We start from the raw sequence: 14,858 nt of genomic DNA on the forward strand, positions 1-14,858 counted from the left end.
CGCTTCACGCAGATCAGAATCTCGCGCCAAGCCTGGCGCTGCGAGAACCGTCACAGGCGAAATTCATGTCACCGGCCGGCCCTTCAGGCGTTGAAACAGCCTCGAAAGGAGTAGCTTCATGTCTGAACTCGACGCCAAACATCGCGACAAGCTCGATGAAGACCAGTTTGCCTTCCCGAAGGATCGCAAGGAACCGCTCAACAACGCGTCTCACGTGCGCAACGCGATCGCGCGTTTCAACCAGGTCGAGGGAGTGAGCGACGACGAGCGCGATGAAGCCTGGAAGCGCATCAAGAAGGCCGCCGACAAATATGACGTAAACGTCCCTGAAAAGAGCTGGCACGAGCTCGGAAAGAAGAGCTGAAGCGGCCTTGACCGGAGCCACGCGGAGGCGCAGCTACGCTCGTCCCGCGTGCTTCGGTCCGCGCGCCTCCTGTTCGCGTCGAGATGCGGCCGCAAGAAGGGGGCGTTATCATGCTCAGATCCGTGCTGGCCGTTTCTGCGGCACTTTGTGCGGTTGGTCTGTCGGCGGGCGCGTCGGCTCAAATGAACTCCGCGGCACCCGCAGGCGATGCGACCAGGTTCGTCACCGCCATTATCGACAAGTTCAATGTCGGCGACGTCAAGTCCTGGCTCTCGGCACAGGAGGACAATACCCTCATCGTCGATGAATTCGCGCCCCACGCCTGGTCGGGTGCCGGCTCGCCGCAGCGCTGGCTCGATGCTTATGCGGCGGATTCCAAGACGAACGGCGTCAGCCAGGGACGCATCGATTATGGCAAGCCGCTTACCGCAACCAGCGACGGGAAGACCGCGTACATCGTGCTGCCGACGACCTATCGTTTCGTCCAGAAAGGCATCCGGATGGCGGAGCCCGGCAGCATGACCTTTGTGGTGAATCGCAGCGGTGCAGCCTGGAAAATCGCAAGCTGGACCTATTCGGCGGCTGCTCCTGCAGCCCCCGCCAAGTGATCGATCGGAGGCGCAAAATGAGCCGCAAGTATATCGACTGCCGAGACTACCCGAGCGAGAGCGGATGCACGGTCGCCATTTCGGCTGACTCGAGCGAAGAGCTGGTCGATGCTGCCGCGCAGCACGCGGTCAAAGTGCACGGGCACCAGGACGGACCCGAGCTTCGTGCGCAGCTCGGCCAGCTCGTGAAGGAGGGCGCTCCCGCGGCCTAGGCGGAAAGCAGGCGTAGCGGGTTTTCGATATAGGCTTTCATCGCCTGCATGAAGCTTGCCGCGTCCCAGCCGTCGACCACGCGGTGGTCGCAGCTCAGTGACAGGTTCATGCGCTTCCTGATCTCGATTTCGCCGTCAACCGGCACGAGTTTTTCCTCGACCTTGTTGACGGCAAGGATCGCAACTTCAGGACGGTTGATGACCGGCGTCGAGGTAATGCCGCCCATCGGGCCCAGGGACGAGATGGTGATGGTGGAACCCGTCAGTTCCTCGCGCGCTGCCTTGCCACTGCGCGCTGCTTCGGAGAGGCGCAGGACCTCGCTCGCGATCTGCCACACGCTCAAGGCCTGGGCGTTGCGGATTACGGGGACCATGAGGCCGTTCGGTGTCTGCGTTGCCATGCCCATGTGGACGGCCCCGGACCTCGTAATGACGTTTGCCTCGTCGTCGTAGGTCGCATTGAGCATCGGCCAGTCGGCAAGCGCCCTTGCCATCGCGGTCACGAGGAACGGGAGGAGCGTCAGCTTGGGATTGGAGCCGCGGTCGCGGTTCATCATCGCCCGGGTCTCTTCGAGCGCGGTGACGTCGAATTCCTCGACCAGCGTGAAATGCGGGACCCGGCGCTTGGCTTCAGCCATGTTCTCGGCGATCTTGCGACGAAGGCCGACGACCTTGATGGTCTCGTCCGAGCGCGCGGACGCGGTGCCGCGGGCCGAAACCGAACCGCCGTTGTAAAGGAGATAGGCGTCGAGATCGGCGTGGCGGATACGGTCGCCTGCAGTCCGTACCTCGTGAAGGTCGATCCCGAGATCGCGGGCCCGCGCGCGGACCGCGGGCGAGGCAAGGACATGGACGCTCGTCCCCGGTTCCTTGCTGGAAACTTCGGGTTCGACCCGGGGGCGTGCCTCGGCCTCGGGCCGCGCCTCACTGCGAACCGGCACGTCGTCCGATGCCGTGACGGGGATTTCCTTTGCCTGCTCCGGGGTCGCCTGCGCCGCGCCGTCGGCCAGTGGCCGTTCGTCTTTGCTGTCGCTTGCAGGTTCGGCCGAGCGGTCCGCACCCTCCGTTTCGATGACTGCAAGCACCGAGCCGATCGGCACCTGGTCGCCGACTTCGCCGGCGAGCTCGAGCACCTTTCCGGCAACGGGGCTTTCCATCTCCACGGTCGCCTTGTCCGTCATCATGTCGGCGATCTGCTGGTCCTCGCCGATCGTGTCGCCGACCTTGACGTGCCAGGCGACGATCTCCGCCTCGGCAATTCCCTCGCCGATGTCGGGCAGCTTGAATTCGAAGCGGGCCATCAGTCTGCCATCACTTTCTCAAGGGCGCGTTTCATGCGCTTGGGACCGGGGAAATAGGCCCATTCATAGGCGTGCGGATAAGGGGTGTCCCAGCCGGTCACGCGTTCGACGGGGGCCTCCAGGTGATAGAAGCAGCGTTCCTGGACGAGTGCGACGAGCTCGGCGCCATAGCCGCTGGTCTTCGGGGCCTCGTGAACCACAAGACAGCGTCCCGTCTTCTTCACCGATTTCTCGATCGTCTCGAGGTCGAGGGGGACAAGGGTTCGAAGGTCGATGACCTCGGCATCGAGGCCCTGCTCCTCAACCGCTGCAAGCGCGACATGGACCATCGTTCCATAAGCAAGGATGGTTAGATCGCTTCCTTCCCGGACGAGTGCGGCCTTGCCGATCGGAACCACGTAATGGCCGTCCGCGACCTCGCTCGCCGGGTGCTTGGACCAGGGTTTTACCGGCCGGTCGTGATAGCCGTCGAACGGCCCGTTGTAGATGCGCTTGGGCTCGAAGAAGATCACCGGGTCGGGATCTTCGATTGCAGCGATGAGCAGGCCTTTTGCATCGCGGGGAGTCGAGGGAATGACCACCTTCAACCCGGCGATATGCGTAAAGAGAGATTCAGGGGACTGGCTGTGCGTCTGGCCGCCGAAGATGCCGCCGCCGTAGGGCGTGCGGATCACCATCGGCATGGGCCATTCGGCGGCCGTCCGGTAACGCATCTTGGCGACCTCGCTGACGATCTGGTCGTAGCCGGGATAGATATAGTCGGCGAACTGGATCTCGATGACGGGCTTCAGGCCGTAGGCAGCCATGCCGACGGCCATCGCGACGATTCCCCCCTCGGCGATCGGGGCATCGAAGACCCGGGTCTTTCCGAACTCCTTCTGGAGGCCCTCGGTGACACGAAAGACGCCGCCGAAATAGCCGATGTCCTCGCCGAACACGACGATGTCCTCGTCGCGCGCCATCATCACCTTGTGGGCATCGTTCAACGCCTGGATCATGTTGAAGGTCGGCATCAGTCCCGGCCTTCGCTCAAGGCTTCGTCACGCTGCTCGCGCAGTTGCGTCGGGAGCTCGGCGTAGACGTCGTCGAACATGGTCTCGACCCCGTCCTTTCCCTGCTCGGGAAGGATCCCGAGTTTCTCTGACTCCTTTTGAGCTGCGCGCACGGCAGCATCGCACTCCGCGCTCATTGCCGCGTGCCGCTCCTCGTCCCATTCGCCAATCGCGATAAGGTGCTTCTTGAGGCGTTCGAGAGGATCGCCGAGCGGCCACGATTTCGCTTCGTTGATGGGACGGTAGCCGGACGGATCGTCCGAGGTCGAATGGCCCTCGGCGCGGTAGGTGAAGAACTCGATGAGGGTTGCTCCAAGGTTCGATCGCGCGCGCTCCGCGGCCCAATTCACTGCCGAATAAACCGCAAGCGCGTCATTGCCGTCGACCCGAAGGCCCGCGATCCCGTAGCCGACGGCGCGCTGCGCAAAGGTGGCGCGCTCGGCGCCGGCGATCCCCGAGAAGCTCGAGATGGCCCACTGGTTGTTGACGACGGCGAGGATCACGGGAGCGTTATAGACTGCAGCAAAGGTCATCGCGCTGTGGAAGTCGCCCTCGGCGGTCGCCCCGTCACCGACCCAGCCCATGGCGATGCGGCTGTCGCCCTTGATCGCCGCGCCCATTGCCCAGCCGACTGCCTGGGGAAATTGGGTCGCGAGATTTCCCGAAATGGAAAAGAAGCCGTGCGCCTTGTCCGAATACATGATCGGCAGCTGCCGGCCTTTCAGCTTGTCGCCCCGGTTCGAGTAGATCTGGCACATCATCTCGGTGAGCGGATAACCGCGCGAGATGAGCAGACCCTGCTGCCGGTAGGTAGGGAAGTGCATGTCGTCGCGGTCGAGCGCCGTCTGCGCGGCGACGGCGATCGCCTCTTCGCCCGTGCACTTCATGTAAAAGCTGGTCTTCCCCTGCCGCTGCGCGCGGTACATGCGGTCATCGAAGATCCGAACGGTCACCATGTCGCGAAGCATCTTGCGCAGGGTGTCGGCATCAAGTTTGGGGTTCCAGGGCCCAACTGCCCGGTTATCGTCGCCCAGGACCCGGACGAGGTTGGTGGTGAGCCCGTGCGTCTCGGCAGCAGCAACATTGGTGTCGGGCCTCGGGGCAGCGCCGGCGGCAGGAAGCTTCAGCGAAGAAAAATCGGGGGTATCGCCGGGTCGGAAGGAAGGCTCGGGCACGTGCAGCGCGAGCTTGGGCGCGTTGCGGCGCAGGCTTGGGTCTTTGTCGCTCATACCTATTCTCTAGGGCGCGCTTAATAGCGAGTCCGTCGCGCGGCAACTGGAGGTGTCAAGTCAACTGGACATTATATACATGACGTACTGTCCAGATAATGCTAACGAGTCGGCGACAGGCCGGCGTTTCCGGATTGAAATCAGTCCGGCTGCTCTTGAAGCGCTTCCGTCGTTGCCTGAACTTGTTGGGCCAGGTTTGGCTCAGGGACTTCAGGAAGCGGCGGAAGAGCTTCTCGCTTTTGCTGGCTCTCCAGGAATCGAGCCAGAGCGGATCCTAACTCTTCTCTCGCTTGCAATCTCGCAGGCGCATTCGGCTCTTCAGCAAGAAGCTTCGCTAGATGGAGATAGATAAATCCCAACCAGTGTATCTCATCCCAATGGGCGCGAAGGACGGTGTAAAACCGACGCAGCGGCTCTTTGGCGGCGTAGACTTCCTTTGTTGCTCCCCGCCGCTGGAAGGACTCCGAAACTTGCTCGTCTGGGGAGGCGAGCCGCATGTGGATGATATGATCGCGAACTGTTTTGAATTGCTCGCAGGCATTCAACGTTCTTCCAATTCGCTCGCGCATTTTGGCAGGTGTATTGTGTGGCAATGTCGCTTTGATAATTGCGACTTTTCCGTCGAACCCATTGATGCGCGATTGGACCTCTACCCAGATATCGGAGTCGATACGCAGGCCCGTGGTCAAAATCACATCAATGGCTGACTCAATCCAGTTCCATTGCAATGTGATCGCCGCGATTAGACGGAGACGGTCCGGATCCACCTCTTCAAGAAAATCAAACGCTGCCCCTGCTCGTAGTGTGTTATCAGTCTTGCGAAACACGGAGCCACCTATGTCCAAAGCCGCAACTGCAGAGAGCGACCAACGGCGCGACGAACTAATCCGCCGCGCGCTGGCGACTCCGCCAATCAGCAATGAAGAGATAATCCGGCGCTCAAAGCAACAGCCGAGGAAGCGCGCTTAGGCCGGTTCAGACTCCAGCTCTGCAGGAGCGACCATAAGCCGAAGGCCTAGCGCAGACAGAATTTCGCGGATGGTGTCGAAAGATGGATTTCCATCTTGGCCAAGCGCCTTGTAAATACCGGCGCGCGTTACGCCCGCGCGCTTTGCAAGATCGGAAACCCCATGCGAGCGAGCAACCGTGTCTAGCGCTGCGCGAAACTCCTCGGGCGTAGACTCCTCTAGGTAGGCATCGAGATACGCGGCGATGTTCTCAGCAGTGTTGAGATAGTCGGCAGAGTCGAACGCAGTGGTTTCGATCTTGGCCATTTCATTCAATTCCTTCTGCCAAGGATTTCGCCTCCTCAACGTCAGCATCCTGCGTCGATTTGTCGCCGCCACAGAGCAACACAATCACTGTGTTGCCACGCTGAACGAAATAAAGGCGATAACCCGGGCCGTAAAAAATCCTCATCTCCGAGACGCCGCTGCCAACGGGGGCGACGTCACCTAGATTTCCGGCCTTAGCCCGATCCATCCGTTTAAGGATGCGGGCGCGGGCGCGTTCATCTCTAAGACCCGCCAGCCACGTCGAAAATCGGGTGGTCTGGCGCACCTCGATCATGGTGTATCCTATAGTTTGCAGCTGACCAGTTGTCAACTATGGTAAACAGATGCTTAAGGAATATGACCTGTTTAGTTAACGAGTCCAGCGTTTGCGGCGCTCACCGAAGTGCGGCGCAAGGCGGTAAAAATCAGACGGTCGCGTAATCAGGTTGCCGGTACAGGAGGCGTTTGCCGCGCGCACCTTTCAATGCCTCTGCGGTGCGGGCTGCGTCGTCGTAGCCATTCGCGGCGCGGAACGTGTAGCGAAAGTCAAACTCGTGGAGATAGCGCTGCAGATGCTTGCTGCTGCAGTGCTGGTAGATGCCCTTCATCCCGCGCTTGAAGATGCCGAAGAAGCCTTCAATCGTGTTGGTGTGGATGGAGCGATCGGCAGCGTAAACCCACTCCTCAGCGGAGTGATTGACGCGGCCATGCCCGCCACGAAATTCGAGGCCAGGACGCTTGTAGAAATGCGCTTCGTCGGTGAGCAAGCGGCTGTCGCGGCTCACGTTCGTGTAAAGGATGCTGCTGATCGTATTGGCGTTGAGCTGATCCGTTACGACGAAGCTGCGAGCGCGGCCCGTCGAACGGTCCACTAGGCTCACGACCTTATTCATGTTGCGGATGCCCATGCGAGAGCGAGGCTGATCCTTGAGCTTACCGATGAAAGTTTCGTCGGCCTCAACGTCGCAGCCTTCGCCGCCCATCGGGTCGCAATCCTGCCGCATGGCTTCACGGATACGGTGCGCCATGAACCAAGCGGTTTTATACGTGATACCAAGTGAGCGGTGCAGCTGGTGCGCCGAAACGCCTTTCTTTGACTCGCATTCGAGCGCGAACGCATAGACCCACTTGTTGAGCGGGATTTTGCTGTCTTCCATGACGGTGCCGACCGTGACGGTGAAAGGCTTTTCGCAAGCGTTGCATTTATAGACGCCCTTGCGGGTGCTTTTGCCCTGAAGCTTCGTGGCCTCGTCAATCACGCCGCAGTGCGGGCAGACAGGACCGTTAGGCCAGTAAAGTTTTTCCAGATGCTCACGCGCCTTGTCGGCGTTGTGATAAACAGGATCTGTAAGGTTCGGCATCGGCTTTATCCTCTGCCAATGCTTCTATCTGCCAGTGTCTAGTACGTCAAGTATATAATGTCCAGTCAACTTGACATTGGCTTGTGAGTGATTTTCAGCGGCGCGTCACTGAGACTAGCAAGAGGGTCGATTTCATACGGAATTCCGCTACAACTTCTCGTGATTTCCAGGAATGGCCAAGACGCCACCCTGACATTGCATGGTTGCACCGGCCGGGTGCTTAGGTCGCAACCCTTCGAAGCACCGATTTTGTGTCGTCATCCATCGCTATTGCCTTCGTTGACGCCCCGCTGGGCTGCGGGCTAGGGGCCTCCCGACATGGCCGACAACAAAGACAGCCCTCCTGACCGACTCTCGCTCGACCCGAGGAGCGAGCATTATGACGAGACGCTCCTGACGCGCGGCGTCGGCATCAAGTTCAACGGACAGGAAAAGACCAACGTCATCGAATATTCGATTTCGGAAGGCTGGATCAGAGTCGCTGCAGGCCGGAGCCGCGACCGCTTCGGACAGCCCATGACGATCAAGCTCAAGGGCAAAGTCGAGCCCTATTTCGAAGAGCCCTCTCGGGACGAGGGCGTCGCCTCCGAAGGATAGGATGCCGCGGCGCGGCGCCTGTCGCGCCACTTCCTGAATGCCCAGCCACCAAGCGCCACCGCCGCAAGCGTAGGCAGGCTTCGCTTCGCAAGGGCCGAGGCGCCATAACCAAGGATTGCGCCTTTCGCGCCGCGGTTCGGACCGGCGATCTTCTCTCCCACCCACGCGCCCGCAAGCTTGCCCAGCATGATCGATACTCCCTTCACAACTCTTGGGGGTCCGACGCGCCGGAGGTGGCGAATGTTCCCAATCAAAGGTTGGGATTTGCCGCCAACTCTTGGTTGGGAAATCGCGCCATCCGATTGCTGCTGACGCGGTTTTTCGCAGTTTTCCGGGATTGGCACGCTCCTTGATTAGCAAGTGGCATCAGCCCCCGCACCAATGAAGGGGCGAAAAAGGAGAGTTCAAATGTCGTCGCAGTCGCAGTTTACCCGGACCCTGGTCGCCATCGCAGCGGCGCTCGTGATGAGCAGTGTCGCAGTGGGCGCAGCGGTCGGTCCCGCTTCGGCGAACGCCAACCCCGTAAAGGTCGTCCTCAATGCCTGAACTCGATTATCTTGAAGCCCAGGTCCCGGTCCGCACGCCTCGCCTGATCGAGGTCGAAACCGAGCCGAAGAGCGGGCATTTCGCCCCGGTCGCCGGCTGGCTAAGCGGTCCCGTGTTCAGCCGCGCTCGTGACATCTTCGCGGCGAACATGACCGACCTTCTCGACCGGGCGGAAGACCCTGCGCGGATGATCCGGATGATCATCCTGGAAATGGAAGAGACACTGGTCGAGGTCCGTGCGACCGCCGCCCGCTCGATCGCCGACATCAAGGAGATACGGCACGCGGTGAGCAGGCTCGACGAGCTGGACGCGGACTGGAAGGCAAGGGCGCAGCTCGCCCTCTCGAAGGACCGCGAGGATCTTGCCAAGGCCGCGCTCGCCGAACGCCAGAAGGCGGCCGAGATGGCCGCTGGGCTGAAGGCCGAGCTGCACCAGATCGAACAGCTGCTCAAGGGCTATGAAACGGATATCGCCAAGCTCCAGGTGAAGCTTCGCGAGGCGCGTGCCCGGCAGAATGCCATCGCTGCAAGGCTGGAGAGCGCGGTCACAAGGGCAAGGGCCCGCGAGATCATGCACGGCAGCCGCACGCAGGAGGCATTCGCCAAGTTCGAACTGCTCGAGCGGCGCGCGGACTTTGCCGAAGGGCGCTGCGATGCCCTTGGGATCACCAGCCTCGAAGACGAGATCAACGAACTTAAGGCATCGGACGCGATCGACGCCGAGCTTGAGACGCTGAAAGCCGCGCTCAAGGCGCGCGCAAACTGAACGGAGAAGGGGAAATGACGATGGCGCGTAAAGTTTATCCATATTCGCTGGATCGCAAGGACGCAAAGATTGCAGGCGTCGCTTCGACGATCGGCGCGATGACCGGGATCGATCCCACTTTCATCCGCGTGGGCTTCGTTGCAGCCGCGATCTTCATCAGCTTCAAGCTGACGCTTCTCGCCTACGCCGCGATCGGCATCTACCTTGCGGTCCAGAAGAAGAAGTCGGCCATCGGCGACCGGCGGATGAGCGACTTCGACCGCATGGGCGAGGTCGTCCGCCGCAAACCGACGACCCATGCGATGGTCAACGACCTCGACGAGACCGACCGCCGGCTGATGGCGATCGACCACCACATCAACACTCAGAACGAAGAGCTGGCGCGCGAGATAGAAGCGCTCCGCCAGGAGGAGAAGTGATGGACCCGCTGACGATTGGAGTGCTTGCTGCGAGCGTGATTGTCGGATTGGCCGGAGCGAGCCTTGCCGGGCTGAAGGCCTGGAACGGCTGGCTCGAGCTCAAGAAAATGGAGCTTGCGCATGTTGCCGGCGATCGCGGGCTGCCACCTGCCGGCGGGCGGATAGAAATCGCCGACCTTCGCGAGCGGGTCCGCAAGCTCGAGGCGATCGCCGCCGGTATCGAACTCTAGCTAGACTGTTGCCCCCCCGCGCGCCTTGCTCCCCAGGCGCGCAATCAAGAGGCGGTCCGGTACCCTTCCCGGACCGCCTCTTTCCGTCCCGGGCATTGCGCACTGCACTAACTTTAGATAGTATCATTCCCGGATCCTCGCTTCCATCGCGTCGCAAGCGAAGTTCCGACCCTTGGCGGCCCGGCAGGCGTCCTTCTGCCGGGCCGTTTTTCGCAGCGCTGGCAATCCGGACGGTCCTCAGCGGCACAGCCATGCCTTTCCGGCGGAACGAAGGCCGATTGCTCGCAAGAGGGGACTATCGCCCGGCCGAACTGGTCATGCCGCTGAACGCCTTCGTCTCGAAGCCTTTTGCCGAGCCTCGCGGACCGCTCGTAGAAGAGGTCCGCCCTTGTCCGGGCGCTCACTGGACGAACCCCGTCATTACTGCTTCAAGCTCGTCGATCTCATGAGACCTTGAATTCGAGCGGGGGAAATGTTCGCGGCCAAGAGCTTCTGGTTCGCGCTTGGCTTGGCGGCGGGCGCCGTGCCGGCGCATGGCGCGGAAGCGCCTCAAAAGGAGCAGCCGGGCATCGTAGTCACCGGCGAGCGGCAGCAAAACACTCCCGAGAAGCTCGACCACATCATGCCCGAGGTCGACGGCACCAAGGTGACAGTGACCAAGAAGACGAGCGTCACCAAGCTCGATCTCCTGCCGACCATCGTCGACAACAACCAGCGGGGACTGTTTTCGCGCGTGCCGGGGCTTTTCGTGTCCGAGCAGCAGACCGCGACCCAGTTCAACATGAGCTACCGCGGCCTCGGCAATCCGCAGGAAGCCGAATATGTCCTCGTGCTTCAGGACGGCCTTCCGATCTCGACCGACTGGATCGGCTTTCCGACTCTCTATTACATGCCGCTCCCCCAGTCTCTTTCGGAAGTCCAGCTGATCCGCGGCGGCAACAGCCTCATCTACGGCCCCAATCCCGCGCCCGTCGTGAACCTCGTTTCGAAATTCCCCGACGCTCACGCGCCGCTCGGCGGATATAGCGAGAATGTCGCTGGCAGCGACGGGCTCGTCTCGAGCTACACGACGCTGCACGGCTCGAGCGGCGAGCTTGCAGCAAGGGCCAATCTCGGAATCGTCAGGAACACGGGCCAGCGCGACAACGGCCGGTCGCGCATTCTTCAGGGCGATGCCTATCTCGACTATGAACCGGCCAAGGACCAGCTGTGGTTCCTCGACTTCCACGCGCACAGCTCGAGCTCGGGCGATCCTGGAAAGCTGAGCTATGCCCAGTTCCTCGCCGATCCCAACCAGTCACCGACACCGTTCAACCACGACTGGGTGGACCGGACGTCGATCACGGTCGGAAACGAGAGCGAGCTTGGCAACGGCTGGCGGAGCGAGGCCAAGTTGTGGGCGGCCTGGCAGCGGCTCTACCAGCGCTCGGCGGCAGCCGGAGCGCATCCCGTTTCAACGACGCTCGTCGATGAGAAGTTCAGGAGTCAGGGGCTCGACTGGCGCTTTCGCAAGCGCTGGGGCCGCGGCAATGCGCTGACCTTCGGCACGGTGCTCTACCACGACGACGCGCCGTTCCGGCAGTGGACGAGCACCGACATTCTGGCGCCAAAGGGCCTGCATGACGGGACCCCGCGCCTCGACCAGGCAAGGGACGCCTGGTACGGAGCCGTCTTCGCAGAGAGCGTCTTTCGCCTCCCAGGCCGCTGGCACGTGGTTCCCTCGTTTCGCCTCGAGCATGAGAAGATCACCGTCGAGGAGAGCGTTCGGCCTCCCAATCTCGTGCGGCCGCTCATCCATCAGTCGGTCAGCCGTACGATCCCGATGGTGGGGCTTGGTGCCGGGTTCGACTTCGGCAGGCAGAACGAGACCTATTTCAGCGTCAGCCAGGGCTATCGACCGGTGCGCTTCTTCGACGTCGCCTCGCCCTTCTCCAACGTCAATCCCGGCGGCGTTCCGGCGGCATCCAAATCGCTGTCTTGGGAAGCGGGCGTTCACGGAACGCCCGTCGAAGGCCTGTTCTACGACGCGAGCCTTTACTGGATCGAGTTCAGGAACCGCATCGAGACGATCGTCATCTCGCCGGTCGAGTCCGTATTCCAAAACAGCGGCGATACGCGCCACCGGGGTTTCGAGGGCGAAGTCTCGTACGACGTCTTTGCGGCGCGAAGCGACGGACTTCACCTGACGTTCTTTGGCAACGTCAGCCTGCTGGGCGCCAAGTTCACGAGGAGCAAGCTTGCAAATCGCGTGGGCAACAGGCCGGCTTTCGCCCCCAAGGTCACCGCCAAGTACGGGATCAGCCTTCGCCGCGAGAAGCGGTTCAACGTCAGCCTCGCCGGCAACAGCGTCAGCAGCCAATATTTCCAGGACTCGGATCTTCCCGTGGGGGCTGCGGGAAGCCCCGCCTTCATTCCCGCCAAGATCCCGGCCTATACCCTCATTGATCTTTCCGGAGACTGGCAGGTGAGCCCGCGCCTCCGCTTGCTCGGCGGGATCACCAATCTTGCCAACCGGAACTACTACAACCGCGTATTCCAGAACGGCATCGAGCCCGGAGCGCGGCGAAAGGTCTATGCCGGACTGGCGATCGGGTTGTGAACCTCGTCAGCCGAACTTCTTGGTGATACCTACGAAGAAGCCGCGGCGCTGGCCCCATTGCGGCGCGCCGACGCCGACGCCGGTGCCGCTACGAAGCTGGTACTTCTTGTCGAAGAGGTTGAGAACGTCAGCGCGCACCGTAACGCCCTTCAGCGCGCCCGGACCCTCGAAATTCTGCGAGATTCCGGCATTGAAGACCCAATAGCCGGGCAGTTCTCCGCCGTTGGGTACGAGCCCATCGGGATCATCAGTTCTGAGACCCGAGCCATAGACAAAATCCATGGTCGGAACGAGCGTTCCAGCCCCGTTATGGATCGTGTAGCTGCCGCCACCCGACGCCGTCAATTTCTGCGAATGGTCGGTGTAGATATAATGATTGGCGATATACGCGAGCTCGTCGGGCGCGAAGAAATACTGGCTCGATGCGATCGTCTTGCCCTTCTCCTCACCGCGCGCGATGTTTGCATAAAGATCGATCGGGCCGCGCGTATAGCTGCCGCTCAGTTCGACGCCCCAGGCATAGCCCCGTGCGTAATTGAACGGTGAAAGGATCAGGGCCGAACCGAATTGGCCCTCATCCAGAAGGTTGCGCTTCTTCTTGTAATAGGCATCGAGCCCCAGCTTCAGGCCGCCTCGGAAGCGCTGTTCGACGCCGGCGTCGAAGTAATGCTCGCGCTCGGCTTTGACGGGGTCGGCGATCTTGATCTCCGGCTCCTTTGTCGTGCCATCGTAAAGCGCCAGCGTCGAAGGTGCGATCAGCTCCTGCGGCGGGGGCGTGAAGTTGCGGGCATAGCCAAGATGGAAGATCGTCATTGGAGCGGCTTGCCAAACGAGGTTGGCCCGGGGGCTCAGCTGTTCCTCGCGCGTGTAAGCCCTGACGATGTCGAAACGGGCGCCGTAGTTCAGCGTGAGTTTGGACGTCAGCGTCCATTCGTCTTGGGCGTAGACACCATACAGCTGGCCAGTCTTGCCGTGGCGGTCGGCGATCGTGAAGGCGATGTCGCTCGTCTGCTGCCCCGCTGCGTCGATGGGCAGCACGGCAGAAACGATGTCCGATCTCGTATGCTCATTCTGGAAAAAGACCCCGAAGCGCAGATTGTGGTTGCCGCCGACCCTGAGGCTGCCATCGGCCTGGACGCCTGATGCGAGGCTCGACAGGCGCGCGCGCTCCGCGGCGCCATTGATAATGATATCGCCCGAATTTGGATCAGGCGTGAAGCGCGTTTGCGAGTAGCGGAGAAACGGGGCGATCTGGAAGTTTAGTCCGTCCCCAGCGTACTGATAGGCCGCCACGCCATAATGGGTTATTTCCCGCTGGTTTTGGTCGAGCTTGGCTGCATCGAAACTGTTGGCGCCGTTAACGGTGAACCCTGACTCGATCCCGGTCACATTCGGGATCTGGAACCTTCCGATGAAGCTCCCGCCAAACAGGGCGATGCGGCTCGTATCGGAAACGATGTCGGACAGATAGGCGAAGGGACGCCACTGCGTCGTCCTGTCATGGATCGCGCGATGGGTCGGAAGCGGGTTCTCGATTCCGATGTCGTTTCGGAGATAGCTGCTCGACAGGAAATAGCTTAACTGCCCGCTCGAACCTCTCACCGCGGCGCTTGGCTCGAGCCAGTCGAAGCTTCCGGCATAGACGCCCGCCTCGCCACCGCTGCCGAGTAGGCCCGATTCCGTCTTGAAATTCACAATTCCGGCGGTTCGGTACCCATATTGTGCCGGAAGCGTCCCGGTTATGAGCTGAATCGAACTTGCGATCTTCGGGTCGAAAGTCGTGCCAAAGCCGCTGATGCTCTCAGGGACGATCACCCCGTCCAGACGATATTGCAGGTTCGCGTGCTCATTGCGCACGTGAATCACGCCGTAGCTGTCCTGGGTGACGCCCGGCGCCTGAAGCAGCGACTTGTTGAGCGTGAGGTTGGTCCCGCCAGGCTGCTTGTTCAGCGCTTCCCGGTCAAACGTGTACTGGCTTGCGCCGAGCGAGGGAGTGATGGAGTCGCGGGCCCTGTCGAGGCGGCGCCCCGTGATGACGATATTTCCCTCGTTGCGGGGAGCCTGATGTGCAGCAGGTGCTTTATCGACAGCGGCCGGCAAGTCCTCCTCCGGAGCGCGCGTCGTTGCGGCCCCTTGGCCAAGGGCGTCCGCGGGCGAGCCCTGTGCGATTCCCGGAGAAACGGGGAGAAGGGCAGCAAGCGCTGCACAGGAAATGAATTTCATGGAAAAAGTGAACTCTTCAAAAAGTTACCCGTCGGAGCGGGCGCCTAAACGATATGATACATTGTATCAAGATGAAC

The 14,858-nt window shown here is 61.3% G+C and carries 17 protein-coding genes; 9 read left to right on the forward strand and 8 right to left on the reverse strand.

The window, feature by feature from the left end:
- Positions 1 to 118: 118 nt before the first annotated feature.
- From V8192_RS04635 to V8192_RS04645, 3 genes are all read left to right on the forward strand, one after another.
- Positions 119 to 364 (forward strand): DUF6582 domain-containing protein, encoded by a 246-nt coding sequence (locus V8192_RS04635; protein WP_341631876.1) that lies wholly within the window; start codon positions 119 to 121, stop codon positions 362 to 364.
- Positions 365 to 474: 110 nt separating this feature from the next.
- Positions 475 to 972 carry a hypothetical protein gene (locus V8192_RS04640; RefSeq protein WP_341631877.1) on the forward strand — a complete coding sequence of 166 codons (498 nt, stop codon included), beginning with the start codon at positions 475 to 477 and terminating at the stop codon, positions 970 to 972.
- A gap of 17 nt (positions 973 to 989) precedes the next feature.
- Positions 990 to 1,184 (forward strand): DUF1059 domain-containing protein, encoded by a 195-nt coding sequence (locus tag V8192_RS04645; RefSeq protein WP_341631878.1) that lies wholly within the window; start codon positions 990 to 992, stop codon positions 1,182 to 1,184.
- Here the strand turns inward: V8192_RS04645 and V8192_RS04650 are convergent.
- From V8192_RS04650 to V8192_RS04680, 7 genes are all read right to left on the reverse strand, one after another.
- The gene (locus V8192_RS04650) at positions 1,181 to 2,485 is read right to left on the reverse strand and encodes a dihydrolipoamide acetyltransferase family protein (RefSeq protein ID WP_341631879.1); all 1,305 of its coding nucleotides are present in this window, start codon (positions 2,483 to 2,485) and stop codon (positions 1,181 to 1,183) included. The genes V8192_RS04645 and V8192_RS04650 overlap by 4 nt on opposite strands.
- Complete coding sequence (locus V8192_RS04655) at positions 2,485 to 3,498, reverse strand: alpha-ketoacid dehydrogenase subunit beta (protein ID WP_341631880.1); 1,014 nt, start codon at positions 3,496 to 3,498, stop codon at positions 2,485 to 2,487. Before V8192_RS04655 ends, V8192_RS04650 begins: the two co-directional genes overlap by 1 nt.
- Positions 3,498 to 4,766, reverse strand: a complete 1,269-nt coding sequence (locus V8192_RS04660; protein WP_341631881.1) for a 3-methyl-2-oxobutanoate dehydrogenase (2-methylpropanoyl-transferring) subunit alpha — start codon at positions 4,764 to 4,766, stop codon at positions 3,498 to 3,500. Before V8192_RS04660 ends, V8192_RS04655 begins: the two co-directional genes overlap by 1 nt.
- A gap of 140 nt (positions 4,767 to 4,906) precedes the next feature.
- Positions 4,907 to 5,593 carry a hypothetical protein gene (locus tag V8192_RS04665; protein ID WP_341631882.1) on the reverse strand — a complete coding sequence of 229 codons (687 nt, stop codon included), beginning with the start codon at positions 5,591 to 5,593 and terminating at the stop codon, positions 4,907 to 4,909.
- 138 nt (positions 5,594 to 5,731) lie between these two features.
- On the reverse strand, positions 5,732 to 6,040 hold the full coding sequence (locus V8192_RS04670; protein WP_341631883.1) for an addiction module antidote protein: 309 nt from the start codon (positions 6,038 to 6,040) through the stop codon (positions 5,732 to 5,734).
- Between the two features lies 1 nt (position 6,041).
- A complete protein-coding gene (locus tag V8192_RS04675) occupies positions 6,042 to 6,335 on the reverse strand; it encodes a type II toxin-antitoxin system RelE/ParE family toxin (protein WP_341631884.1) in 294 nt (97 codons plus the stop codon).
- A 130-nt stretch (positions 6,336 to 6,465) separates the two neighbouring features.
- Entirely contained in the window at positions 6,466 to 7,401 is a 936-nt protein-coding gene (locus tag V8192_RS04680; protein ID WP_341631885.1) for an IS1595 family transposase, read from the reverse strand.
- A 318-nt stretch (positions 7,402 to 7,719) separates the two neighbouring features.
- Here V8192_RS04680 and V8192_RS04685 point away from each other — a divergent pair, with 318 nt between their 5' ends.
- The 6 genes from V8192_RS04685 (at position 7,720) to V8192_RS04710 (ending at position 12,558) form a co-directional block, all read left to right on the forward strand.
- The gene (locus V8192_RS04685; protein ID WP_341631886.1) at positions 7,720 to 7,998 is read left to right on the forward strand and encodes a DUF3297 family protein; all 279 of its coding nucleotides are present in this window, start codon (positions 7,720 to 7,722) and stop codon (positions 7,996 to 7,998) included.
- A gap of 408 nt (positions 7,999 to 8,406) precedes the next feature.
- Positions 8,407 to 8,544, forward strand: a complete 138-nt coding sequence (locus V8192_RS04690) for a hypothetical protein (RefSeq protein WP_341631887.1) — start codon at positions 8,407 to 8,409, stop codon at positions 8,542 to 8,544.
- Complete coding sequence (locus V8192_RS04695) at positions 8,537 to 9,310, forward strand: PspA/IM30 family protein (RefSeq protein ID WP_341631888.1); 774 nt, start codon at positions 8,537 to 8,539, stop codon at positions 9,308 to 9,310. The genes V8192_RS04690 and V8192_RS04695 overlap by 8 nt, the downstream gene beginning before the upstream one ends.
- 20 nt (positions 9,311 to 9,330) lie before the next feature.
- Complete coding sequence (locus V8192_RS04700) at positions 9,331 to 9,729, forward strand: PspC domain-containing protein (protein ID WP_341631889.1); 399 nt, start codon at positions 9,331 to 9,333, stop codon at positions 9,727 to 9,729.
- On the forward strand, positions 9,729 to 9,959 hold the full coding sequence (locus V8192_RS04705; protein ID WP_341631890.1) for a hypothetical protein: 231 nt from the start codon (positions 9,729 to 9,731) through the stop codon (positions 9,957 to 9,959). The genes V8192_RS04700 and V8192_RS04705 overlap by 1 nt, the downstream gene beginning before the upstream one ends.
- A 472-nt stretch (positions 9,960 to 10,431) precedes the next feature.
- Positions 10,432 to 12,558, forward strand: a complete 2,127-nt coding sequence (locus V8192_RS04710) for a TonB-dependent receptor family protein (RefSeq protein ID WP_341631891.1) — start codon at positions 10,432 to 10,434, stop codon at positions 12,556 to 12,558.
- Positions 12,559 to 12,564: 6 nt separating this feature from the next.
- Here the strand turns inward: V8192_RS04710 and V8192_RS04715 are convergent, their stop codons facing one another.
- Positions 12,565 to 14,781 carry a TonB-dependent receptor gene (locus V8192_RS04715; protein ID WP_341631892.1) on the reverse strand — a complete coding sequence of 739 codons (2,217 nt, stop codon included), beginning with the start codon at positions 14,779 to 14,781 and terminating at the stop codon, positions 12,565 to 12,567.
- Positions 14,782 to 14,858: the final 77 nt, after the last annotated feature.

The organism is Sphingomonas agri (genome assembly GCF_038148795.1).
Lineage (GTDB): Bacteria > Pseudomonadota > Alphaproteobacteria > Sphingomonadales > Sphingomonadaceae > Sphingomicrobium > Sphingomicrobium agri.